Source organism: Streptomyces sp. NPDC093795 (genome assembly GCF_044764665.1).
In the GTDB taxonomy this organism is placed as follows: domain Bacteria; phylum Actinomycetota; class Actinomycetes; order Streptomycetales; family Streptomycetaceae; genus Streptomyces.
This window is the reverse complement of sequence record NZ_JBIWIO010000003.1, coordinates 505,180-525,075: the sequence shown is the minus strand read 5'-3', so window position 1 is coordinate 525,075 and position 19,896 is coordinate 505,180. Positions and strand designations below refer to the sequence as shown.

The following is a 19,896-nucleotide window of genomic DNA, read 5'->3' as shown; positions in this document are numbered from 1 at the left end:
TCGGGTCGGGAGCCGCTCAGGTCACTCAGGTCGCCGGTTCCGGCGCGGGTCCCGGCGGGGGCAGCGGGCCGGGCTGCGGGAACGGTTCCGGCGGCGGGCCCGGCGACGGCGGATCCGGCTGCGGCTGGGGCGGCGCCGGAGGTACGGGGTCCGGGCCGCCGGGCCCGGGGACCGGCCCCGGAAGCGGCCCCGGCGTGGGGCCGGGCCCCGGCCCGGGCGTGGGCGTGGGGCTCGGAGGGACGGGATCGTTCGGGGGCGTACTCATGGAACCTCCTGACGGGTCACGGTGGTCTCGCTGTCGAACCGACGCCTACCCGCGTACGTCGCGGGCACGCGCGTCCGTGGTCCCGCCGCCCGCCTCCGCGCCGAGGCCGCCCGGGTGCCACTCGGTGAGCAGGATGGTGGCGTCGTCGCGCAGCTTGTGGTCCTGGTGCTGACGCAGGCCCTGGACCAGGCGCCGCAGGGCTTCGGGGGCGGGATCGCCCGCCGCGGTGGCGCGGATGACGGTGTCGGCGAGCCGCTCCTCGCCGTACAGGTCCCCCTCGGGCGAGCGGGCCTCGGTGACGCCGTCGCTGTAGAGGAGGATCCGGTCGCCGGGCTGGAGGCGCTCGGTGTGCTCGGTCGGCGGAGTCCCGGCCAGGAAACCCCAACCGAGCGGCAGGTCGGGCTCCCGGGCCAGCATCTGCGGGAACACCCTGCCCCGGCGGATCAGCAGGGGCGGCGGATGCCCGCAGTTGATCCAGGTCAGGCGTCCGTCGGAGGTGTCCAGATGGGCGACGACGGCGGTCATCAGGCGGTCGGTGAACCACTGGTCCAGGATCCGGTCGATCGAGGTGACGATGTCGGTCAGCGAACCGCCGGACCGGCGGGTCGCGCGGCACGCGGCGAGCCCGGCGGCGCTGGCTCCGCCCGAGGCGAGGTCATGGCCCATGGAGTCGATGACGGTGAGGTGCAGACCGCTGTCGTCCAGGGTGTGGTCGAAGGTGTCACCGCCGATGTCGTACGCGGGTTCGAGCACCGCCGACGAGGTCACGTCCGCCGTGCCGATGGTCCGCGGCGGCAGGAACGCCCACAGAAGCTCGGCCTGCACCGTCATCGCCCTCGATCGCTCCGCCTCGACGAGCAGGTCGCTGTGGGAGGACTTCGAGACGACGAGGAGGGCGGCCACGGCGGCGAGCGCCCCGGCGCGCCCGAGCACGGCACCGTCCAGGGCGGGGGCGGTCACCATCAGGACGCCGAGGCGTTCGACCCCGTCGATCATCGGCAGCCAGGCGGTGCTGCCGTCCCTCGACCGCTGCACCCGCTGCGTACGGTAGGCCAGGCCCGCCAGTGAGGTGTCGACGTCGAGGGCCTGCTGCCCCACGGCATCGGGCTGGGGCAGTGCGACCAGCCGGATCTGCTGGAGGTCGGCCACGTACATGGCGGTCCCCCGCAGGCCCATGCGCCGGCCCGCGTCCTGGACGAGGCCCGCGAGTTCCCGCCCGGACAGCAGACGGGAGCGGGCCAGCAGTCCGGCGAGGACATCCTCGTACGTCGACACACGACCTCCGCGGCTCTCCTCAACGGCGTCTTGCGGCGCGGTGGCGTGGAGCGGCCCGTCGCCCCTCGGGGGGGGGTGGGTCTCAGGCTACGCAGACTCGCCGGTGATCGCCTCCCCACGCCACCCGGATCCACGCCCGGGGCGGGGTCACCGGGCGTGGACCACCCGGCGCAGCACCCGCCGGAGCACCAGGCGTGCGCCCCACAGCGCCAGCCCCAGGAGCACGCGGCGGGCGATTGCCGGAGGTGTCCAGCGAGCGAGGTGCCGACTCCGTCCGAAGGTGGATCCCACGAGAACCTCCTGATGCCGGAAGCGGGCTCAAGCGGTCTGTCGCCGACGTCGGCGGGGAGGCGCGGTCTCGTCCTCGTCCTCGTCCTCGGCCTCGCCGTCCTCGTCGCCCTCGTCCTCGTCGCCCTCCTCGTACTCCTCCTCGTCCTCCTCCGCCTCACCTCTGGCGTAGCCGGAGTCGTTCTCGTCGGCCGGTTCCTCTTCGTGGCCTTCCTCTTCGTCGGTTTCCTCGTCGTCGGTTTCCTCGTCGTCCTCGTACTCGTCCGCGTCGTCCTCTCCGTCTGCGCCTTCCTCCTCGTCCTGATCCTCGTCCTGCTCCTCGTCCTGGTCTTCTCCTTCTACTTCGAGGGCCTCCTCATGGGACTGGACCACTTCGCCGTCCCGGATCTCGCCGCGCCAGCCCTCCGGCTCGTCGGTGCTCAGCGTGACGTACCGGAGGAAGTGCTTGAGGTCCAGACGCAGCCGACGGCCCTGGGCCCGCCAGATGTTGCCGGTCTTCTCGAAGAATCCCGACGGGTAGTACTCGACGACGACGACCACGCGGGTGAGCGAGGGGGCCAGCTCGTGGAAGCTGACGCATCCACGGGTGGTTCCCTTGGCGCCCTCGGAGGTCCAGACGATGCGCTCGTCGGGTACCTGCTCCTGGACGGTCGCCTTCCAGCCGCGGGTGGAAGGGCCGACCTTGACCTTCCAGTCGCTGGTGGTCTCGTCGTTGCGCGACACATCGCGGACGCCCTTGGCGAAGCTGCTGAAGTTCTCGTACTGCGTCCAGTGGTCGTACGTCGTGCGCAGCGGCAGACCCACGTCCAGGACCTCGACGATGTTGATGACCTTTCCGCCGCTCTTACGGCCCCGCCCCTTGCCGAAGGCCTTGGACGCGGTGTCGGTCACCTTGTCCTTGATGTTGCCGAGTGTCTGGCCGGCCATCGCTTTCAGCGGCGAGTCACCTTTCAGGAGCCGACCGCCGATCCCGGCGACGTCGGAGAGCTTGCCTCCGTTCTCGGCCACGTCGTAGAGCTGGTCGGTGAGGTCGCCGAGTTTGTCGGTCGCCTTGTCGGCCAGCTGATCCGCCTGGGCGCCCAGGTAGTCGGTCAGTTCGCCGAGCAGCTGGTCGAGACCCGACGCGGATTCCTTCTTGCCGCTGTCGCGGCGTGACGTTGCCATGGCCTACCTCCGCGCGGACTGCTTGCGGGTCGCCGTCTTCTTGGCGGCCGTCTTGCGTGCAGGGCTGCGGCCGGTGGTCTTCTTCGCGGCCGTCTTGCGTGCGCTGCTCTGGGATGTGGTCCGCTTCCCCGGTTCCGCCGTCTTCTTGGAGGCGGCGCTCTTCCTTGCGGGAGATGTCGTCTTCGCGGCAGGCTTCCGACTCGTGGTCTTCTTCGCCGCCGACTTCTTCGCCGCCGGCTTCTCGGGCGCGGACTTCCTCGCCGTCGCCTTCTCGGCGGGAGCGGCCTTCTTCGCGGGGGCGGCCTTCTTCGCGGGAGCCCGCTTGGCCGGAGCGGCCTTCTTCGCGGGAGCGGTGCTCTTGGCCGGAGTTGTCTTCCTGGGGGCGCTCTGCCGTTGCCCTGCCTTACGAGCGGCAGGCGGCTTGCCGGCGTGGCCGCGGGCCGTGGCACGGGAAGGCTTGCGCGGTGGCGGCGGCTCCTCCTCCTCGCCCTCTTCCTCGCCCTCTTCCTCGCCCTCTTCCTCGCCCTCTTCCTCGCCCTCTTCCTCGCCCTCTTCCTCGCCCTCTTCCTCGCCCTCTTCCTCTTCCTCCTCTTCCTCCTCCTCAGCCTCTTCCTCAGCCTCCGGTCCTTGCCCTTCCGCTTCTTCCTCGTCTTCTTCTTCCTCCTCCTCTTCGTCAGGTTCGGCGTAGCCCTGCTCAGGTTCGCCGTCCTCCGCTTCCTCGTCCTCGTCCTCGTAGGGTTCCTCGTCCTCGTAAGCCTCCTCGTCCTCGTCCTGGTCCTGTCGTGCACCGGCGCGTGTGAGTTCGCGCGTGCGCGCGTGCAGGGAGTCGGCGAAGTCGGCCAGCTTGCGGTCTGCGGCGGCGCGGAGGGCCTGCCTGCCCGCGTCGAGGGCTTCCCCGCGCAGCTGGTCGCCGAGGTCGGCGAACTGCGGCATCTCCTTGACCTTGGAGAGGCCCTCCTTGAGAAGCTGTGTCGGTTCGAGGCCGAAACGACGGCCTGCCACATAGGTCGCGGCGGCGAACGCCATACGGCCCTTCTTGGCCCGGCCCAGTACGTAACCACCGGCCAGGGCGGCTGCGAGCGCGATCTTGGCTGTGTCCTGCATGATCATCCCTTCGACAGGGTGCTTGCGGACTGTTGATGACGCCTGGCCTTCAGAAGCCCCCGCCTTCGATAAAGGGCTTAAGGGCGCATTTAGTGACATTCTAGGTTCTAAGAGGCCGTCTCCCCAGGGGAGTGCCAAATGGCTGCAGGCGAAGGGCACGAGCGGCGAACGTCGCGGCGTGCGGCCTCCCGGCCGCGCTCGGGCGTGCGCAGCGCAGGGTCGGCGATGCGGTCCGCAGCCGAGCAACTGGCTCAACTCCTCGGCAGGCCACCCGACTCGGTCTCGTCGCTCAAGCCCACCGAGGACGGCTGGGAGGCACAGGTGGAGGTGGTCGAACTGGAACGCATCCCGGACACCGCCAGCGTGATGGCCAGCTACCGGGTCGCTCTGGACGAGGAGGGCGAGCTGATCTCCTACGAACGCACCCGCCGCTACAGCCGAGGAACGATCGACCGGCCCTCCTGAGAGCAGGCCGTCGATGGAAGGAGGCGCCATGACCATGGTGCCGCAAGGCGGCAACGCCGTCGCCCGAGGGGGCGGGGGCGGCAACACGAGCAGCCTCTACGACGTCCTGGAACTCATTCTCGACCGCGGTCTGGTCATCGATGTCTTCGTCCGGGTCTCCGTGGTGGGCATCGAACTCATCAAGATCGACGCGCGCATCGTGGTGGCCAGCGTCGACACCTACCTCCGCTTCGCCGAGGCGTGCAACCGCCTCGACCTGGAAGCGGGCCGCAAGGCCCCGGCCCAGCTGCCCGACGTCATGGAGAACGTGATGGAGGGCGGTGCCCGCGGCAAGTCCAAGGGCGCGCTGAGCGGAGCCGTCGATGCGGTGACCGACTCCCTGACCGGCAGGTCCTCCCGGGACGAGGAGCCGGACCAGGAGGAGGAAGAGGAGGAAGCGGAGGAAGTGGAGTCCCCCAGGCGACGGCGCCCGGCACGGCGCCCGGCACGCCGAGAGAAGGAGTAGCCGATGGCGCTCTACGTGTACTCGATCACCGCCACGGGCCACCCCCGCCGCCTGGACGGTCTGAGTGGCGTGGGTTCCGGGCCCGCACCCCTGCGGACGGTCACCACGGGGCCCTTGTGCGCGGTCGTCAGCGATGTCTCCGAGGAGATCCGACCCAAGCGGCGGGACCTCCTCGCGCACCAGGAGGTGCAGGAGCGGCTGATGGCCGACGGACCGGTCCTGCCACTCCGGTTCGGCTACACGGCCGCCGACGAACCGACGGTCCTGCGGGTTCTGGAGGAGAGCGAGGACGGCTACCTCACGGCGCTGCGACGCGTCGAAGGCTGCGCCGAGTACCACGTGCGGGCCTTCCAGGAGGACGAGGAGCCGCTGCTGCGCCGGATCCTTCAGGACTCGCCCGAGGCGGGGGACCTCCAGCGCCGGATCCGTACCGGTGACTCCGATCCACAGTTGCCGCTCGCTCTCGGGGAACGGGTGGCACGCGAGGTGCAGGCGCGGCAGGAAGCGCTCGCCTCCCAACTCGCCGAGGCCCTGCTGCCCTTCGCTCGCGAGCACGTCACCCATCCGCCCGCCGGGAACGACTTCCTCAATCTCTCGCTCCTGGTGCCGGACGAGCGGAAGGACGCGTTTCTCACCGCGCGGGAGTCCCTGGCCCGCGACGTCGACGGCGGCGGCGCCGGGCTCCGGTTCGCCGGCCCGCTGCCCCCGTACAGCTTCGTCTAGCACCGCCACCGCCACCGAGGCCGACGCCCGCCGCCCCACGCGGAGAGAAGGAGGCAGATCGTGGGACTCCTTACAAGCCTGCTGACCCTGCCCGTCGCGCCGGTCCGGATGGTCACCTGGGTCGCGCAGCGGGTCGTCGACGAGGCCGAAGAGGCCTACTACGACCCGGCCCCGGTCTGGCGCGAACTCGCCGACCTTGAGCGGCGCCTGCTCGCGGGCGACCTCACCGAGGAGGAGTTCGACCTCCGGGAGGACGAGCTGCTCGACCGGCTGGCGGAGATCGAAGAGTTCCGGAACCGCACGTCCTGACCGTCGAAGCGAGGCCGCCATCGTGACAGAACCGCTACCCGGCCGACTCGGAGACTTCCCCTCCCGTGCCCCGATGCCGTACGGGTCGGGCTCCACCTCCAGCCTCGCGGACATTCTGGAGCGCGTCCTGGACAAGGGCATCGTCATCGCCGGCGACATCCGCATCAATCTGCTCGACATCGAGCTGTTGACCATCAAGCTCCGGATCCTGATCGCCTCCGTGGACAAGGCCAAGGAGATGGGGATCGACTGGTGGGAGCACGACCCCTCGCTCTCCTCCCGGCACACCGGAAGTCCTCTGGAGCAGGAGAACCGCCGCCTGCGCGCCGAGCTGGAGGCCCTGCGCCGCGACCAGGCCGGTGGGCGGGAACCCATCGAACGCGGCGACGGGCGCGGCGAAGAACCGCCCGACCCGGGCGGCGGGACGACACGGAGGCGGCCCCGGTGAGCACCGCCCAGGAATCCCTCACGTACGTCTACGCCGTCGCCCGGGACACCGACGCCCTGCGGGAGCTCCTCACCGGTCTCGGCGGCGTCGACGGGGCGCCTGTCGGGCTCCTGGCCATTCCCGGCGCCGCCCCCACCTCTCCCGCCCCTCCCGCGTCTCCCCCCGCTTCCGCCCCTGTCGCCTTCGTCGTCAGTCCGGTCCCCCGCCGCGACTTCGAGGAGACCGCCCTCAAGGAGCACTTCGAGGACCTGCGGTGGCTCGAGGACGTCGCCCGCGCCCACCACGACGTCGTCCAGGCCGTCGCCACCCTCGCCACCGTCCTGCCCCTGCGCATGGCCACCGTCTACCAGGACGACAACCGGGCCCGCCTGGCCCTTTCCCGGCAACACCACGTCTTCGCCCGGCGGCTCGCCCAGCTCGACGCCCACACCGAATACGGCGTCAAGATCTACCTGCCGGCCTCCGCGGCCCCCTCCGACGACGGGACCGCCACCGATGACGGCGCGGCCGAGGCCGCCTCGCCCGGCAAGGCGTACCTGCGGCGCCGCAGGAGCCAGCACCACGCCCGCGAACACGTCTACCGGCAGGCTCAGCAGGCCGCGCGTGCCGTCGAGGCGACCGCCGCCCGCCACGCCTCCGAGCGCGTGAGCCACGCACCGCAGAGCGGTGAGCTGGCCGGGCCCGGGGAGAACGTCCTCAACGACGCCTACCTCGTCCCCGACGGGCACGCCCAGGAGTTCCGAGCCGCCGTCACGCACGCCTCCGAGGACTTCCCCGAGGTCCTGGTCGAGGTCACCGGCCCGTGGGCGCCGTACTCGTTCGCCATGCCGGCGGCCGAGGACACCGCCACCGGCGACCCGGACGTACAGGAGCCGGCGCCATGAGCCTCGCGGAGCAGCGCGAACCGCTGCCCGGCCGGCAGGTCGCCCTGGTCGACCTCCTCGACCGGCTCCTCAGCGGCGGAGTGGTGATCACCGGCGACATCGTCCTGTCCATCGCGGACATCGACCTGGTGCGCATCTCGCTGCGCGCGCTCATCGTGTCCGTCAGCTCCGAGACGGGCCCTTCCCACGGGCGGGACGGCGGGCCGCGTGAGTACTGACCCCTCCCCGCGGCGCGACGGCCTCCAGGACGTCGGCACCGCCATGTCGCGGGCGTTCCGGCTCGCTCAGGCGCCCCCCGCCGCCCACGAGGGCCGGCCGGGCCGCCCCGCCCACCGTGTGCGTGCCGACCGCGAGACCGTCGAAGAGGACCTGCTCAGGCTCGTCCTCACCGTCGTCGAGCTCCTGCGCCAGCTCATCGAGCGTCAAGCCCTGCGCCGCGTGGACGCCGGGGACCTCACCGACGGGCAGGAGGAGGAGCTCGGGGCGACCCTCCTCGCCCTCCACGACAGCCTCGCCGACCTGTGTGCCGAGCACGGCTACGCGCTGGAGGACCTCAACCTCGACCTCGGCCCGCTCGGGCCCTTGCTGCCCCGGGACTGAGCGGCCCGCCGGTCGGGGCGTCAGTGCTTGGGACGGACCACGAGACGGTAGAGGCCCAGGAGGATCAGGGCACCGACGATCGCGGCGACCCAGGTCGAGATCTCGAAGAAGCCGTCGACGGAGTCGACGCCGAAGATGACCTTGCCGAGCCACCCGCCGAGCAGGCCGCCGGCGATACCGATGAGGGGGGTGACGATGCAGCCGCCGGGGTCCCGCCCCGGCATCAGGGCCTTCGCGATGACTCCGACGATCAGCCCCATCAGGATCCAGCCGATGATGCCCATGGCGTTCCTCTCCTCTCCAGAGAACCTGTGGCCCTCCGTCTGCCCCGCTATCCCGCGCCGAACCGGGGCGGAGGCGGGTCGGTGGCGCTCAGGCCTCCGCGTGGGCGCGCCGGTCCCGGGGCCTCAGCCGGCGCCGGCGCTCGCGGGTGTGGCGGTCGAGCTCCTCCATGAGGCGTCGGCCCCGGTGCTCGGGGTCCAGTTCGTCGAGGACGCGGTCGATCTCGGTGAGCAGCGCTCCGTAGAGCTGCCAGCGTTCGGGTTCCCGCAGGGCGAGGGCGAGCAGCAGGTCGGCGGCCCCGCCGCGGCAGGCGCGGGCCGCGCGCAGCTCGCCCGCGAGCCGGTCCTCGGCGGCCTCGGACGCCTCGCTGCCGGGGGCCGTGACGAGCACGGCGAAGCTGACGAAGGCGTCGGCGGTGTGCTGCGCGGTCTCCTGGAGGGCGAGGGCGGTCTGGCGGGGCAGCAGCTCCTCGCCGTCCCGCTGCTTCGCCAGGTCGGTGAGGGTACGAGTGAGGACGCGCAGCACGACGGCGCAGATCTCCAGGGTGTCGAGCCCCGTGCGCAGCACGATGCGGTGCAGGAGGCCCTCCTTCACGCGCGGGTTGAGGCGGAGGCTGTCCTCGGCCGTGCGCAGTGCGCCGTCCACGTCGGCCACGTCGTTGTCGAGCCGTCGAGCCTCGTGGAGCCGCGCGGCGGCCCGCTCGACGGCCGGCGCCTCGGCGAACTCCTCCGCGACGTCGAGCAGCAGCCTCCGCATGCGCCGGGCGAGGTCCTCGATCGACTCCCCCGCCGTGTCCACCCAGAGGGGCGCGGCGAGCACCAGGTTGAAGAGCATCCCGACGACGGCGCCGATCAGGGTCTCCAGGACGCGGTCCCACGCGGTGTGGGCGACCTGGGTGACGCCGAGCACCAGCATCGCGCTGATGGCGACCTCGGGGATGAACTCCTCCACCTTCACGAGCCGCCCCACGAGGAGGGAGGCGAGGATGACCAGGGCGAGGCTCCACCAGGAGAGGCCGACGAGGACGCTGAACCCGATGGCGATGAGGACGCCGACGACGACGGAGTTGACCCGGCGCAGACTCGTGGTGAGGGTCGAGTAGAGCGTGACCTGCACGACGAGGAGCGCGGTCAGCGGTGCGGTCAGGGGCGCCGCCTCGCTGCTGAGCTGGAGCGCGACGACGTACGAGAGGGTCGCCGCCGCCGTGGACCGTACCGTCTGTACGACGAACGGATCCCGCCGCAGCCGCCGCTCCAGCCGGGCGTACCGGGCGCTCCGGATGCTGCGTTGCGTCACGTGCTACCTCGCTTCGCTCACGGTGTCCCGCTCCACCCGAGCGTGCCACCCCTCCCCCCGCCGCCGGGCCCCGGCACACCGTGCACTGCCCACCGCCCTCCGTACGGGGCTTACGGGTACCCGCCTGCCCAGGCGTCAGGAACCCACGCCACGGCCGGCTTCGGGCCGGTCAGCACACCTCGGCGGCGAGGTCCTCGAAGGCTTCCTTCGTCATGGCGCCCCGGAGGGTCAGGACCTCTCCGGGTGCCAGCTCCGCGAGTCGGCGGGCCTCGAACCGCACCCAGCCGTTGTAGACGTAGGAGTCGTCGGGATCGGCGAACCCGAGCTCGTACGTGTGGCCCGGTTGCGGGGTCTGCGGGCCGCGGGTCTCGGCCGCCCATGCCGAGGGCGGGTCGAACAACGGGAAGTCCGCCGCCTTGTAGAGCCCTCGGGTCTCCCAGCCGGTCCAGGGTCCCTCGGTCTCCGCCGCCTCCGGCTCGGGGTTCCGCGCGTCGCCCGACGGAGCCTCGTCGTCGGTGGCGGGGACGACGGTGCCGCGCAGCCAGGGGCTGCCCACCCGGCCGTCGTCGTCGCACGATCGCAGCAGCGCGTGTGCGGTGCCGTGTTGGTCCACGTACACCGCCGCCAGGGGGCGGAGCTCCGGCGAACACCCCGCAGCGGACAGCATGACGGCGCCACTCAGTACTGCGGCGAGGCACCCCCGCCGTACCGTTCTCGTCCCGATCCCCACCGGTTCCGCCTCTCCCCGAGCACCCGTGCTGGCCGCCCGCGTACGCGCGTACGCGGGCGGCCAGTCTCGCAGCGGGGGCGAGGCAAGAGATAGGTATGTTGACATAGCTATCAGCGCATACGTAAAGTATCGGCGTGCCCGAGAACAGTGCGTCCGACGAGGACATCCGCCGCGTAGCCTCCGGGCTCGTGGCGTGTCTTCCGGCGCTCTCCCGGGCCGTCGAGCGGCGCGTGGACCTGGACGACACGTACGCCAAGCCCGCCAAGCCGTCCGATGCGCAGCTCGCGCTGCTGCGGCACGTCGAGTCGTGCGACGGCATCACCGTGCGTGAAGCCGCCGAGGCGCTCCTGATGAAGCCGAACAACGTCAGCGCGCTGGTCAGGCAGCTGACCGAGCAGGGGCTGCTCGAACGCCGGCGGGACCCGGCCGACAAGCGGGTCGCGCACCTGCATCTCACCGCGACCGCGCGGCGTGAGATCGCCGAGGTGGAGCACCTCATGGGCACCCACGTGACGCGCGCGCTGCGCGCCCTGAGCGACGCCGAGCTGGACGCTCTCGGCTCCGCGCTCGGTGCCCTCGGCTCACTCAACCAGCAGCTTCACCGCCCGGCGCGCTGATCAGGCACGCCGGGCCCTGGCTGCCCCGGCACGCCTCGATGCGCCCCCTCACTTTCCCCTTCCGCACGTAAGGACTGGCACAGCCATGCCCTCCGCACCCCCAGCCGCTCCGCCGACTCACGCGCCTCCCGCCGCCGCCCCGCCCGGCGGCCTTTGCTCCAACCCGTGGTTGACCTTGGTCGCCGTGGCGTTCGGCTTGTTCATGGTCGGCCTCGACGGTTCGGTCGTCGCCATCGCCAACCCGGAGATCGGGCGCGACCTGGGCGCCTCCACGACCGATCTGCAGTGGGTCACCAACTCCTACCTCCTCGCGCTCGCCGCCGCGCTGATCCTCGGCGGCAAGCTGGGAGACCGGTTCGGCCGCCGCACCTTCTACCTGATCGGCGTCGCCGGGTTCACCCTCGCGTCCGTCGCCATCGGCCTGGCCGGATCCATCGAGGGCGTCATCGCCTTCCGCGCCGTCCAGGGCTTCTTCGGCGCCCTGCTCATGCCGAACACCCTCGCCCTGCTCCGCGCCGTCTTCCCCCCGAGGAAGTTCGGCATGGCCGTCGGGATCTGGGCCATGGTCTCGTCCGTGTCCACGGCTCTCGGGCCGATCGTCGGCGGCCTGCTCGTCGAACGGGTGAACTGGGAGTCCGTCTTCTACATCAACGCCCCCATCGGCGTGCTCGCGCTGGTCTTCAGCATGGCCGTCCTGCCGCAGAGCCGGAACTCCTCCGCCGCGCGGGAGCGGTTCGACCTGGCCGGTGTCGTCCTCCTCGCGGCGGGACTGCTCGCCGTCGTGTTCGGCGTCGTCAAGGGCGAGACCTGGGGCTGGACTTCGGCCGGAACGCTGGGCGCCATGGCCGCCGGCGTGGCGCTCCTGCTGGTCTTCGCTTGGTACGAGACGCGTGTCGCCTCACCGCTGCTGCCCATGCGTCTGTTCCGGCACCGCGCGCTCGCCATCGGCACGGTCATCACGGCCCTCAACTTCTTCGTCCTGCTCGGCGTGATCTTCTTCGTCATGATCTACCTGCAGAACGTCCGCGGCCTCTCCCCCGTCGAGGCGGGCGTACGGACGCTGCCGCTGAGCCTGGCCTCCGTCGTCGCGTCCCCGCTGGGCGCCGCGCTCACCGAGCGCTTCGGCCCCCGGCTCACCATGCCGCTCGGCATGGTCCTCCAGGCGGCCGCGTGCTTCGCGATGCTCGGCTGGAGCCCGGAGTCCTCCCCCACCGTGATGTGGCCGCCGTTCGTCGCGCTCGGTCTCGGCGTCGGCATGGTGATGGCCTCCTCCTCCGACGCCATCGTGGGCAACGCCCCCGTCAAGGACGGCGGCGTCGCCGGCGGTCTCCAGGCCACCGCCCTCCAGATCGGCGGGGCGCTCGGCACCTCCGTGCTCGTCTCCCTGATCAGCAGCCGCGTCGGTACGACCCTGCCCGGCGAGCTCACCTCCGCCGGGGTGCCCGCGCCCGTGGCCACGGGTCTGTACGAGGCCAAGGACGCCGTGGCCATGGGCGTCGCCCCCGTGACCGCCGACATGCCCGTGGGTCTCAGGGAAGCCGTCGCCGAGGGCAGCCACCAGGCCTTCATGAACGGCGTGCACACCTCGGTACTCGTCGCGGGCACGCTGTGCGTCCTCGGTGCTCTGCTCGCCGTCGTCGGGGTACGACGCCGCAGCCCCGAGGCCCCGGAGGCTTGAACAGGCTCTGTGCCTCACGCATCCGGCACAGGGGTGGCCTGGTGGTAGTACATCCGCCACCCGGATTCGTCATTCACCTTCCGCCAGATGGAGCTCCTCCGGGCCCGCCTGCCATCGAGCGTGGTTTCGAACGTCAGATGCACGATCCCCGGCGCCAAAACGGTGCCCGTCATCTCGGTAGGCACGTACTGCGGGCCGTCGTCGGACGCCCCTGCATCACCGGCAGCGCCGAGAGCATCGACTGGCGATCCCACCTACGGCCTGAGGCACCTACTTCCACGAACTCCGGATCGAGGAGTTGATCCGCCAATGCCCTGGATGACCGCCCGGCCGGACTCAGCAACTGCAACTCTCGCTCGATGACCTCGGCCACGCTGCTTTCCACGTTCAATGGGAGCATCTTGCCTCGGCTGACCTGGGCATTCGCAAGCGAATTGAGGAGTCGACCGCGCCGCTTGCCCTGCGGAACCGGCGCGACGCCGCCCCCTGGCGAAAGGTCGGCGGGAGAGTCGAGGCGTGGTTCTGTCGCGCCGCTGTCCGCAGCGCCGTGACGACGGCCGTGGTCGTCGGGTTCGCGGTCTCGGTGTGGCGGGTCGCGGCGAACAGGAGGCGCAGGATCGGGCTGTCCTCGATGGGCGCCGTGCGGGTTCCGGGTGTGGGTGCGCTCGAGCACGGCTCCCCCGCACCCGGGCGCCATGGCCTGAAACGGGCCCGGCCGCCTGCCGACGACAGCCGCGCTGTAGCCGGCAGGCGGGGCCCGTAGCCGACCGGCGGCGGAGGCCTCCGGCCTGCCGTGACCGGTCCGGCCCAGCTCACTGCCGTCGACAGCCGTCGACAGCCGTGCCGTACCCGGCCTGCGGCGGGGCAGACCAGCCGTCCGCCCTGTCATGCCCGGCCGGCGCGACTTCCTTGGCGTCACACCCCCACCGTGACCGGCCGGCGCGCGCTCTCCTGCCGTCACCCGGGGCGTGACCGGCCGGCGGGGACTTTCCTGCCGTCGCCCCGGGCTGGCCCCGGCCTCGGGTGGCCTCCCCGCGCCGCCCCTGGCGGGACCGGCGGGCGCGGCTCTCTGCCGTCACCCCGGGCGGGCCCGGCCTCGGGTGGCCTCCCCGCGCCGCCCCTGGCGGGCCCGGCGGGCGCGACTTTCTGCCGTCACCCCGGGCGGGCCCGGCCTCGGGTGGCCTCCTTGCGCCGCCCCGGCCCAGGCCGTACCGACGCCTCAGCGCCCCCTTCCCCCCGCGCCCGCGGGCGCCGTGCTGTTCCGTTCCACCAGGGTCGTCGGCACCAGGCGTACCCCCGTCACCGTCTCGCCCGCCAGCTCCCGCAGGACCGCGTCGACGCACAGCGCTCCGACCTGGGCGAAGTCCTGGTGGACCGTGGTCAGGGGCGGGATGAAGGAGGCCGACTCCGGGATGTCGTCGAAGCCGACGACGCTGACGTCCTCGGGGACGCGTACGCCCCGGTCGTGCAGGGCTCGCAGCAGGCCGAGGGCCATCTGGTCGTTGGCCACGAAGACCGCCGTGCAGTCGGCCTCGTCGGCGAGCCTCAGGCCCGCTTCGTAACCCGACTCCGGGGTCCAGTCCCCGCGTAGTACGGGAGGCACCGTGCACCCCTCCTCCCGCAGCGCCGCCTCCCACGCCTCGGCGCGGCGGCCCGCGGCGAAGGACTCCTCGGGTCCCGCGATGTGCCAGACCGTGCCGTGGCCGAGGCCGACCAGGTGCCGCACCGCGGCGCGGGCGCCCTGCCGCTGGTCGGTGTCCACCACCGGGAAGCGCCCCGTGGCGTCGGAGTCGACCACGACGACCTTGACGTGCGGCGGCAGCGTGAGGGCGGCGGCGTCGAGCAGGTGCACCTCCATGATCAGCACGACCGCGTCGACCGCCAGCTCGTCGAGGCGGGTGAACGCACCCTTGACGTTGTCCTGCGTGGGCGCGTCGAGCGGGATCAGCGTGACCGCGTAACCGGCCCGGGACGCCGAGCCGGCGATGGCGTCCAGAGTCCGGACATTTCCCGTGCTGGTGAGCCCCATCGTGATGACACCTATGGCTCGAAACTCACCCCGCTTGAGGGCACGAGCCGCGCTGTTGGGACGGTAGCCCAGCTCCTTCATCGCGTCGAGGACCTTCTGCCGGGTGGCCTCGACGACGGCCGCGTCGCCGTTGGAAACACGGGACACCGTCTGCGACGAGACCCCCGCCCGCTGGGCTACGTCCGCCATCGAAACACGGCGCGGCCCGGTCCGCGCCCCCCGCCGGCCGCCGTTCACGGCCGACGCCGACCGACCGGTCGCGTTCTGCTCGGTCACCCGATTCCCTCTCATTCGCTGCCACTCGTGCTGGACGCCCCTCAGCGGGAATGTCACCATCACGCTACCGATGATTACGTAAACATTTCTCGTCGGCCAGCCCTCTCGCAGGGTCGGTTCTCGGCCTCAGGCCCACAACATCGCTCCCCGCCTCCGGACCGCTCGGTCACCGACGCTAGGACCCAAAGCCATGACGCTCTTGTCGACGCGCGCTACGGCAGCACCACCGCCCCGCCCACGAGCCCGCTTCCGCCTCCGCAAGGAGGCCCTCGTGGGCTGGGAATTCGCCGGCCCGTTCGTCGCGGTCTTCGGCCTCGCCTTATCGCGCACTTCGTCGCCCTCGCGATCGACAGCGGCCGCCTTCGACGGCAAGACGTCAGTCGCAGCAGCAGTTGCACGGGTTGCAGCAGCCACCGCCACCGCAGCAGCCGTCACCCGAACCGCCGCCGGAACCGCCGGAACCACGGCCTCCGCCGCCCGAGCCACCGCCCGAACCACCGGAGGAGCCGCCCCAGTTCCCGCCGCCCGAGTTACCCCCGCCCCAGTTACCCCCGCCCGAGCCGCCGCTGTCCGAGCCCCCGAACTGCGGGAGCTCCCCGCCCTCCATGGCGTCGTCGGCGCAGGTGCAGCAGGAGGAGCACCACCGGCAGTCGCGGCACAGCGGGCGCCACTGGCCACACCGTCCGCACTGGCCCTCCGACGGCCGACGCGAAGCCATCGAGACACCCTCCGGGGTCACGCCCGTGAGCGCACCGACTCCGCAGGACGTACCCCCGTCGGTCTCCGAGGGCCTGTCCGTCGCCGTACGGCGTCCCAGCCAGGGCAGCATGCGCGGGCCCGGGCCCCCTGTCCGGGGGCGGTGCTGATGGTGACGCCCCTGCCGGGGGACGAAGACCCGGTCGACGGCGTGATCCAGCTCGACGCCGAGGAGTGCCCGTACCAGCCGGTCGTCGACGAACTCGGCCTCGGCCAGGGCGAGTCGGATGCCCTGGACGGCATCGTCGCAGAGCCGGCGTACCTCGGCGCGGTCGGCGCCGGTCACGGCGATCGGGTTCCAGGCGCCGGACACCTCGTCCGCGTCCAGGTCCTCCACCGCGTCGAGGAGATGCGCCAGCCGGCCGAACAGACGGCCCGCCTCCGCCAGCGGTTCGGCGTTGCCCGGGCGGCCCGCGAGGACCGCGGTGTGGGCGAAGGCGGCGGCGGTCGCCGTCTCCGTGGGCTCCGTGACCGTGAACAGCGAGCCCCGGGGGCCGATCATCCGCTCGATGTCCTGCTGCCGTTCGACCGCCCCGATCAGCACCGCGGTGTCGAAGCCGAGCCGGTCGCCGCCCGCGGCGCCCGCACGGTCCCAGCCGAGGGCGATCCTGTGGGCCGCCAGCGTCACCGGGCGGCGCCCCAACAGGCCGTCACCGTCCGCCACATGGTCACGTATCTTCGCCGCGGCGAGCACCAGCGACACGGTCGCCGCGAGCCGCGCGCCCTCGCCCCGCGCCACGTCCGCCGACCGCATCCCGCGCAGCGGGCACGGGCCGGCGCCCCGCCGCCAGTCGCCGGAACGCTCCGACTGCGCCTCGGTCAGCACCGAGACGATCAGTCCGTCGTAGTTCGTGGCCACCCGCGCGAACTGCCCGTACTCGCTGCGCAGCGCCAGACACAGCCCGCACAGATGCGCCATCCACTCGGTACGCATGGTCCCGCCCAGGCGATGACGGCAGGGCCTGATGATTCCGAACACAGAAGTTCTCCCCCGTAGACACGGCTACCGCGCGGAGCGTCACCCCCATGGGGCGTCGCGCGGCCGACATTTTAGAGGGTCACCCCTCGGCGGGCCTCGTCGTCGAGACCGACGCGGGCAGTGTGCTCGGCCCCCACTCCGGGTCGGGCCGGAAGTCGCGCCCCTTCGGCCTGGCCGAGTCCCGAATCTCGGCCGGGGAGAGGATGCGGTCCCGGCGGCGTACGAGTGAGATGACGCGGGGTTCCGTCGGCTGCTCCGTCGGCAGGACGACGAGCGTGCCCGCCCGTCGTTCGTCGACGACCGCGTGCTCGGAGATCAGGGTGATGCCGAGACCGGCCCGCACGCACCGCTTGAGGACCTCCGGGCCCCACGCGTCGGTGTGGGGCGGGGCTTCGATCCCCCACCGGGCCAGGGTCAGCTCCTGCACCTCACGGGTCTGGGAACCGGGCTCCCGGAGGACGATCCGTTCGCCGGCGAGCATCTCTCCCGTGACGGGGCCCCGGCCGTCGAGGGGGTGGCCCGGCGGGGCGACGAGCACCATCCGGTCCTGGAGGACGGGCTCGCCGATCAGGCGCGGTTTCCCCGGGGCGCCGGCCACGACCGCGACGCCCACCTCCCCGTTCATCAGGTGCTGCGTCACGGTCGAGTTGTTGCCGACGAGGACATGGCTCTCGATGCCGGGATGCCGCCTGCGGTACTCCGCCAGCAGGTCCGGCAGCAGATAGGTGCCCACGGTCGTCGAGCCGCCCACCACGAGCCGACCGGTCTGCAGGCCGCTGAGCTGCTGGACGGCGGAGACCGCCTCGTCGGCGAGGAGGAAGACGCGGGCCGCGTACTCGGCGAGGAGTTCTCCCTCGGCCGTGGGCCTGATCCGGGCGCTCGAACGGTCGATGAGGGTGATCCGCAGGGACTCCTCCAGCTTCCGCACCTGGTTCGACACGGACGGCTGGCTCATGTACAGCTTCTGGGCGGCGGCGGAGAACCCCTGCTGCTCGATGACGGCCAGGAAGATCCACAAGCGGTGCAGGTCGAGTGTCACGAGACGCGTTCCAGCCGTGCGAGGTGCGGGACAGGGCAGTCATAGCCGATACCCGCGCCCCGCACCAACGTCCCTCCCGTGAGTCGCCCCCGCCCCGGCCGTCGGCGGCGGCGGTCGATCAAACGTCCCGTCAGGGGCCGGCGAGAACCGTGAGCAGACGGGCCACTTCGGCTGCCACCGCGTCGCGGGCGGGACCGAGGTACGTGCGCGGGTCGGCAACCTCGGGGGACGCCTCCAGGCGTTCGCGCACGGTCCGGGTGAAGAGCTTGTTGAGGTGGGTGGAGATGTTGACCTTCGTCATGCCCGCCGCGACGGCCTTGGCGAGGTGGGCGTCGTCGACGCCCGACGAGCCGTGCAGCACGAGGGGCACGTCGAGCGCGCCCCGCAGCCGGGCGATGAGGTCGAAGTCGAGGACGGCGTCCCGGCTGAGCATGGCGTGCGAGCTGCCGACGGCGACGGCCAGCGCGTCGACGGCCGTGGCCGCGGCGAACGCGCGGGCCTCGTCGGGGTCGGTGCGGACACCGGGGGCGTGCGCCCCGTCCTTGCCGCCGACCTCACCCAGTTCGGCCTCGACCCAGACGTCGGCGCGGTGGCACCGCTCGGTGACGACCCGTGTCGCGGCGACGTTGTCGTCGTAGGGAAGCTTGGACGCGTCGAACATGACGGACGTGAAGCCGAGTTCGACGGCCTCCGTGACGAGGTCCACGGACTCGGCGTGGTCGAGGTGGACCGCCACCGGCACGGCGGCCGCCCGGGCGAGGGCGAGGGCGGCGAGCCCGACGGGGGCGAGCGAGCCGTGGTAGCGGGCGGTGTTCTCGCTGATCTGGAGGATGACGGGCAGCGCCGCCCGCTCGGCTCCGGCGACGATGGCCTCGGCGTGTTCGATCTGTACGACGTTGAAGGCGCCGACCCCGCGGCGGGCGGCGTGTGCGGGGCCGACGATGTCGTCGGTGGAGGTCAAGGGCATGAAGGTCTTCCCCAATGCGGTGGTCGGGCGCCGGCTTCGGTCGCCGGCACCGGCTGCGGTCGTCGGCGTCGGCTCGTGGGCCGAGGGCGGCGTCGCTCAGGCGGATTCGGTGGCGAGGATTGCGGCGGTCGCTCAGGCGGATTCGGTGGCGAGGATTGCGGCGGTCGCTCAGGCGGATTCGGTGGCGAGGATCACGGAGCGGCTGAGGTTGCGGGGGCGGTCGGGGTCGTAGCCGCGTGCTTCGGCGAGGAGGACGGCGAGTCGCTGGGCGACGATCAGGTCGGCGAGGGGGTCGAGTGCGGCGGCCTCGCCCGTGGAGGGGGTCGCTCCGTCCGTGGAGAGGGACGTCCCGCCCGTGGAGGGGGCCGCTCCGTCCGCCGAGAGGGAGACGAGGAGGCCGCCGACGCGTGCGATGTCGTCGGCGAGGCCGTCGGGTGCGGGGCCGAACAGCCAGGCGACGCGGCCGGGGCCGGTGATGCTGATGGGGCCGTGCCGGTACTCCATGGCCGGGTACGCCTCCGTCCACGCACCGGCGGCCTCGCGCATCTTCAGGCCGGCCTCCAGGGCGAGCCCGTAGGTCCAGCCCGTGCCGAGGAACGTGAACTGTTCGGCGCCGGTCACGTCCGCGCCCAACGGCAGGTCGAGGGCGCGCTGAGCGTCCTCGACGGCCTGGGCGAGCGGCCGTACACCGGACGGCAGCGCCTGCTCGGCCTCCAGGTGCGCGCGCAGCAGGACGAGCGCGGTGGTCGCGAACCGGGTCTGCACGACCGACCGCTCGTCGGCGAAGTCGAGTACGGCGACGGCGTCGGCGGCCGTCATGACGGGCGTCGCCGGGTCCGCGGTGAGGGCGGAGGTCGCGACGGTGCCCTTGACCTTCGCCAGCAGGTCCAGGACCTCGGTGGTGGTGCCGGAGCGGGTGATGGCCAGGATCCGGTCGTAGCGGCGGCCGGCCGGGAACTCGGAGGCGGCGAACGCGTCGGTCTCGCCGTGGCCGCCGCTCTCGCGCAACTGCGCGTAGGCGTGGGCCATGAACCAGGAGGTGCCGCAGCCGACCACGGCGACGCGTTCACCGCGCCGGGGCAGGACATCGGCGTACGAGGTGACGGCCTCGGCCGCGCGCCTCCAGGTCGCGGGTTGGGAGGCGATCTCGACGGAGGTGAGGGAGGTTCCCTGGGGGGTCATGCGAGGTCCTTACGTTCGGAGGGACGAGGGAGGGG

General features: G+C 72.2%; 22 protein-coding genes and 1 pseudogene. 10 read left to right on the top strand and 13 right to left on the bottom strand.

The window, feature by feature from the left end:
* Positions 1-310: 310 nt before the first annotated feature.
* The 4 genes from ACIRB7_RS11205 to ACIRB7_RS11190 all read right to left on the bottom strand — a co-directional run bounded on the left by ACIRB7_RS11205 (position 311) and on the right by ACIRB7_RS11190 (position 4,096).
* Entirely contained in the window at positions 311-1,540 is a 1,230-nt protein-coding gene (locus tag ACIRB7_RS11205) for a PP2C family protein-serine/threonine phosphatase (RefSeq protein WP_403595614.1), read from the bottom strand.
* Positions 1,541-1,687: 147 nt separating this feature from the next.
* A complete protein-coding gene (locus ACIRB7_RS11200) occupies positions 1,688-1,831 on the bottom strand; it encodes a hypothetical protein (RefSeq protein WP_403595611.1) in 144 nt (47 codons plus the stop codon).
* Between the two features lie 27 nt (positions 1,832-1,858).
* Entirely contained in the window at positions 1,859-2,992 is a 1,134-nt protein-coding gene (locus ACIRB7_RS11195; protein WP_403595608.1) for an SRPBCC family protein, read from the bottom strand.
* 3 nt (positions 2,993-2,995) lie between these two features.
* Positions 2,996-4,096 carry a histone protein gene (locus tag ACIRB7_RS11190; protein ID WP_403595606.1) on the bottom strand — a complete coding sequence of 367 codons (1,101 nt, stop codon included), beginning with the start codon at positions 4,094-4,096 and terminating at the stop codon, positions 2,996-2,998.
* 138 nt (positions 4,097-4,234) lie between these two features.
* On the opposite strand from ACIRB7_RS11190, the gene ACIRB7_RS11185 reads away from it, so the two are divergent.
* From ACIRB7_RS11185 to ACIRB7_RS11150, 8 genes are all read left to right on the top strand, one after another.
* On the top strand, positions 4,235-4,561 hold the full coding sequence (locus ACIRB7_RS11185) for a gas vesicle protein (protein ID WP_403595603.1): 327 nt from the start codon (positions 4,235-4,237) through the stop codon (positions 4,559-4,561).
* Between the two features lie 28 nt (positions 4,562-4,589).
* Entirely contained in the window at positions 4,590-5,066 is a 477-nt protein-coding gene (locus ACIRB7_RS11180; protein ID WP_403595601.1) for a gas vesicle structural protein GvpA, read from the top strand.
* Between the two features lie 3 nt (positions 5,067-5,069).
* A complete protein-coding gene (locus ACIRB7_RS11175) occupies positions 5,070-5,789 on the top strand; it encodes a GvpL/GvpF family gas vesicle protein (RefSeq protein WP_403595599.1) in 720 nt (239 codons plus the stop codon).
* 60 nt (positions 5,790-5,849) lie between these two features.
* Positions 5,850-6,098, top strand: coding sequence for a gas vesicle protein GvpG (locus ACIRB7_RS11170; protein ID WP_403595597.1), 249 nt, complete (start codon positions 5,850-5,852; stop codon positions 6,096-6,098).
* 73 nt (positions 6,099-6,171) lie between these two features.
* Positions 6,172-6,546: a gas vesicle protein gene (locus ACIRB7_RS11165; RefSeq protein ID WP_403595594.1), complete on the top strand. Its 375-nt coding sequence runs from the start codon at positions 6,172-6,174 to the stop codon at positions 6,544-6,546.
* A complete protein-coding gene (locus tag ACIRB7_RS11160; RefSeq protein ID WP_403595591.1) occupies positions 6,543-7,430 on the top strand; it encodes a GvpL/GvpF family gas vesicle protein in 888 nt (295 codons plus the stop codon). The genes ACIRB7_RS11165 and ACIRB7_RS11160 overlap by 4 nt, the downstream gene beginning before the upstream one ends.
* The gene (locus ACIRB7_RS11155) at positions 7,427-7,648 is read left to right on the top strand and encodes a gas vesicle protein (RefSeq protein ID WP_403595588.1); all 222 of its coding nucleotides are present in this window, start codon (positions 7,427-7,429) and stop codon (positions 7,646-7,648) included. The genes ACIRB7_RS11160 and ACIRB7_RS11155 overlap by 4 nt, the downstream gene beginning before the upstream one ends.
* Positions 7,638-8,030, top strand: coding sequence for a gas vesicle protein K (locus ACIRB7_RS11150; RefSeq protein WP_403595585.1), 393 nt, complete (start codon positions 7,638-7,640; stop codon positions 8,028-8,030). The genes ACIRB7_RS11155 and ACIRB7_RS11150 overlap by 11 nt, the downstream gene beginning before the upstream one ends.
* A 20-nt stretch (positions 8,031-8,050) precedes the next feature.
* On the opposite strand, the gene ACIRB7_RS11145 is transcribed toward ACIRB7_RS11150, so the two are convergent.
* The 3 genes from ACIRB7_RS11145 to ACIRB7_RS11135 all read right to left on the bottom strand — a co-directional run bounded on the left by ACIRB7_RS11145 (position 8,051) and on the right by ACIRB7_RS11135 (position 10,275).
* A complete protein-coding gene (locus ACIRB7_RS11145; protein WP_403595583.1) occupies positions 8,051-8,314 on the bottom strand; it encodes a GlsB/YeaQ/YmgE family stress response membrane protein in 264 nt (87 codons plus the stop codon).
* An 88-nt stretch (positions 8,315-8,402) separates the two neighbouring features.
* Complete coding sequence (locus ACIRB7_RS11140) at positions 8,403-9,608, bottom strand: aromatic acid exporter family protein (protein ID WP_403595581.1); 1,206 nt, start codon at positions 9,606-9,608, stop codon at positions 8,403-8,405.
* Positions 9,609-9,777: 169 nt separating this feature from the next.
* Positions 9,778-10,275, bottom strand: a complete 498-nt coding sequence (locus ACIRB7_RS11135) for a hypothetical protein (RefSeq protein ID WP_403595578.1) — start codon at positions 10,273-10,275, stop codon at positions 9,778-9,780.
* A gap of 197 nt (positions 10,276-10,472) precedes the next feature.
* Here ACIRB7_RS11135 and ACIRB7_RS11130 point away from each other — a divergent pair, with 197 nt between their 5' ends.
* Positions 10,473-10,955, top strand: coding sequence for a MarR family winged helix-turn-helix transcriptional regulator (locus ACIRB7_RS11130; protein WP_403595575.1), 483 nt, complete (start codon positions 10,473-10,475; stop codon positions 10,953-10,955).
* An 85-nt stretch (positions 10,956-11,040) separates the two neighbouring features.
* Positions 11,041-12,633, top strand: a complete 1,593-nt coding sequence (locus ACIRB7_RS11125) for a DHA2 family efflux MFS transporter permease subunit (protein ID WP_403595572.1) — start codon at positions 11,041-11,043, stop codon at positions 12,631-12,633.
* Between the two features lie 14 nt (positions 12,634-12,647).
* Here the strand turns inward: ACIRB7_RS11125 and ACIRB7_RS11120 are convergent.
* The 6 genes and pseudogenes from ACIRB7_RS11120 to ACIRB7_RS11095 all read right to left on the bottom strand — a co-directional run bounded on the left by ACIRB7_RS11120 (position 12,648) and on the right by ACIRB7_RS11095 (position 19,861).
* Positions 12,648-13,033, bottom strand: a pseudogene (locus tag ACIRB7_RS11120) (DUF4440 domain-containing protein).
* Positions 13,034-13,852: 819 nt separating this feature from the next.
* Positions 13,853-14,851 carry a LacI family DNA-binding transcriptional regulator gene (locus tag ACIRB7_RS11115; RefSeq protein WP_403595570.1) on the bottom strand — a complete coding sequence of 333 codons (999 nt, stop codon included), beginning with the start codon at positions 14,849-14,851 and terminating at the stop codon, positions 13,853-13,855.
* A 463-nt stretch (positions 14,852-15,314) separates the two neighbouring features.
* Positions 15,315-16,628, bottom strand: coding sequence for a DUF5685 family protein (locus ACIRB7_RS11110; RefSeq protein ID WP_403595567.1), 1,314 nt, complete (start codon positions 16,626-16,628; stop codon positions 15,315-15,317).
* 124 nt (positions 16,629-16,752) lie between these two features.
* Positions 16,753-17,712: a LysR family transcriptional regulator gene (locus ACIRB7_RS11105; protein ID WP_403595564.1), complete on the bottom strand. Its 960-nt coding sequence runs from the start codon at positions 17,710-17,712 to the stop codon at positions 16,753-16,755.
* A gap of 130 nt (positions 17,713-17,842) precedes the next feature.
* Positions 17,843-18,679, bottom strand: a complete 837-nt coding sequence (locus tag ACIRB7_RS11100) for a ketose-bisphosphate aldolase (protein ID WP_403595561.1) — start codon at positions 18,677-18,679, stop codon at positions 17,843-17,845.
* A gap of 168 nt (positions 18,680-18,847) precedes the next feature.
* Positions 18,848-19,861 carry an SIS domain-containing protein gene (locus ACIRB7_RS11095; protein ID WP_403595558.1) on the bottom strand — a complete coding sequence of 338 codons (1,014 nt, stop codon included), beginning with the start codon at positions 19,859-19,861 and terminating at the stop codon, positions 18,848-18,850.
* Between the last annotated feature and the right edge of the window lie 35 nt (positions 19,862-19,896).

Coding starts and splice junctions, on each gene's coding strand:
- ACIRB7_RS11195 (WP_403595608.1), bottom strand. CDS start 2,992: ATGGCAACGTCACGCCGCGACAGCGGCAAGAAGGAATCCGCGTCGGGT.
- ACIRB7_RS11135 (WP_403595578.1), bottom strand. CDS start 10,275: ATGCTGTCCGCTGCGGGGTGTTCGCCGGAGCTCCGCCCCCTGGCGGCG.
- ACIRB7_RS11155 (WP_403595588.1), top strand. CDS start 7,427: ATGAGCCTCGCGGAGCAGCGCGAACCGCTGCCCGGCCGGCAGGTCGCC.
- ACIRB7_RS11110 (WP_403595567.1), bottom strand. CDS start 16,628: ATGCGTACCGAGTGGATGGCGCATCTGTGCGGGCTGTGTCTGGCGCTG.
- ACIRB7_RS11095 (WP_403595558.1), bottom strand. CDS start 19,861: ATGACCCCCCAGGGAACCTCCCTCACCTCCGTCGAGATCGCCTCCCAA.
- ACIRB7_RS11115 (WP_403595570.1), bottom strand. CDS start 14,851: ATGGCGGACGTAGCCCAGCGGGCGGGGGTCTCGTCGCAGACGGTGTCC.
- ACIRB7_RS11180 (WP_403595601.1), top strand. CDS start 4,590: ATGACCATGGTGCCGCAAGGCGGCAACGCCGTCGCCCGAGGGGGCGGG.
- ACIRB7_RS11100 (WP_403595561.1), bottom strand. CDS start 18,679: ATGCCCTTGACCTCCACCGACGACATCGTCGGCCCCGCACACGCCGCC.
- ACIRB7_RS11145 (WP_403595583.1), bottom strand. CDS start 8,314: ATGGGCATCATCGGCTGGATCCTGATGGGGCTGATCGTCGGAGTCATC.
- ACIRB7_RS11125 (WP_403595572.1), top strand. CDS start 11,041: ATGCCCTCCGCACCCCCAGCCGCTCCGCCGACTCACGCGCCTCCCGCC.
- ACIRB7_RS11190 (WP_403595606.1), bottom strand. CDS start 4,096: ATGCAGGACACAGCCAAGATCGCGCTCGCAGCCGCCCTGGCCGGTGGT.
- ACIRB7_RS11165 (WP_403595594.1), top strand. CDS start 6,172: ATGCCGTACGGGTCGGGCTCCACCTCCAGCCTCGCGGACATTCTGGAG.
- ACIRB7_RS11175 (WP_403595599.1), top strand. CDS start 5,070: ATGGCGCTCTACGTGTACTCGATCACCGCCACGGGCCACCCCCGCCGC.
- ACIRB7_RS11185 (WP_403595603.1), top strand. CDS start 4,235: ATGGCTGCAGGCGAAGGGCACGAGCGGCGAACGTCGCGGCGTGCGGCC.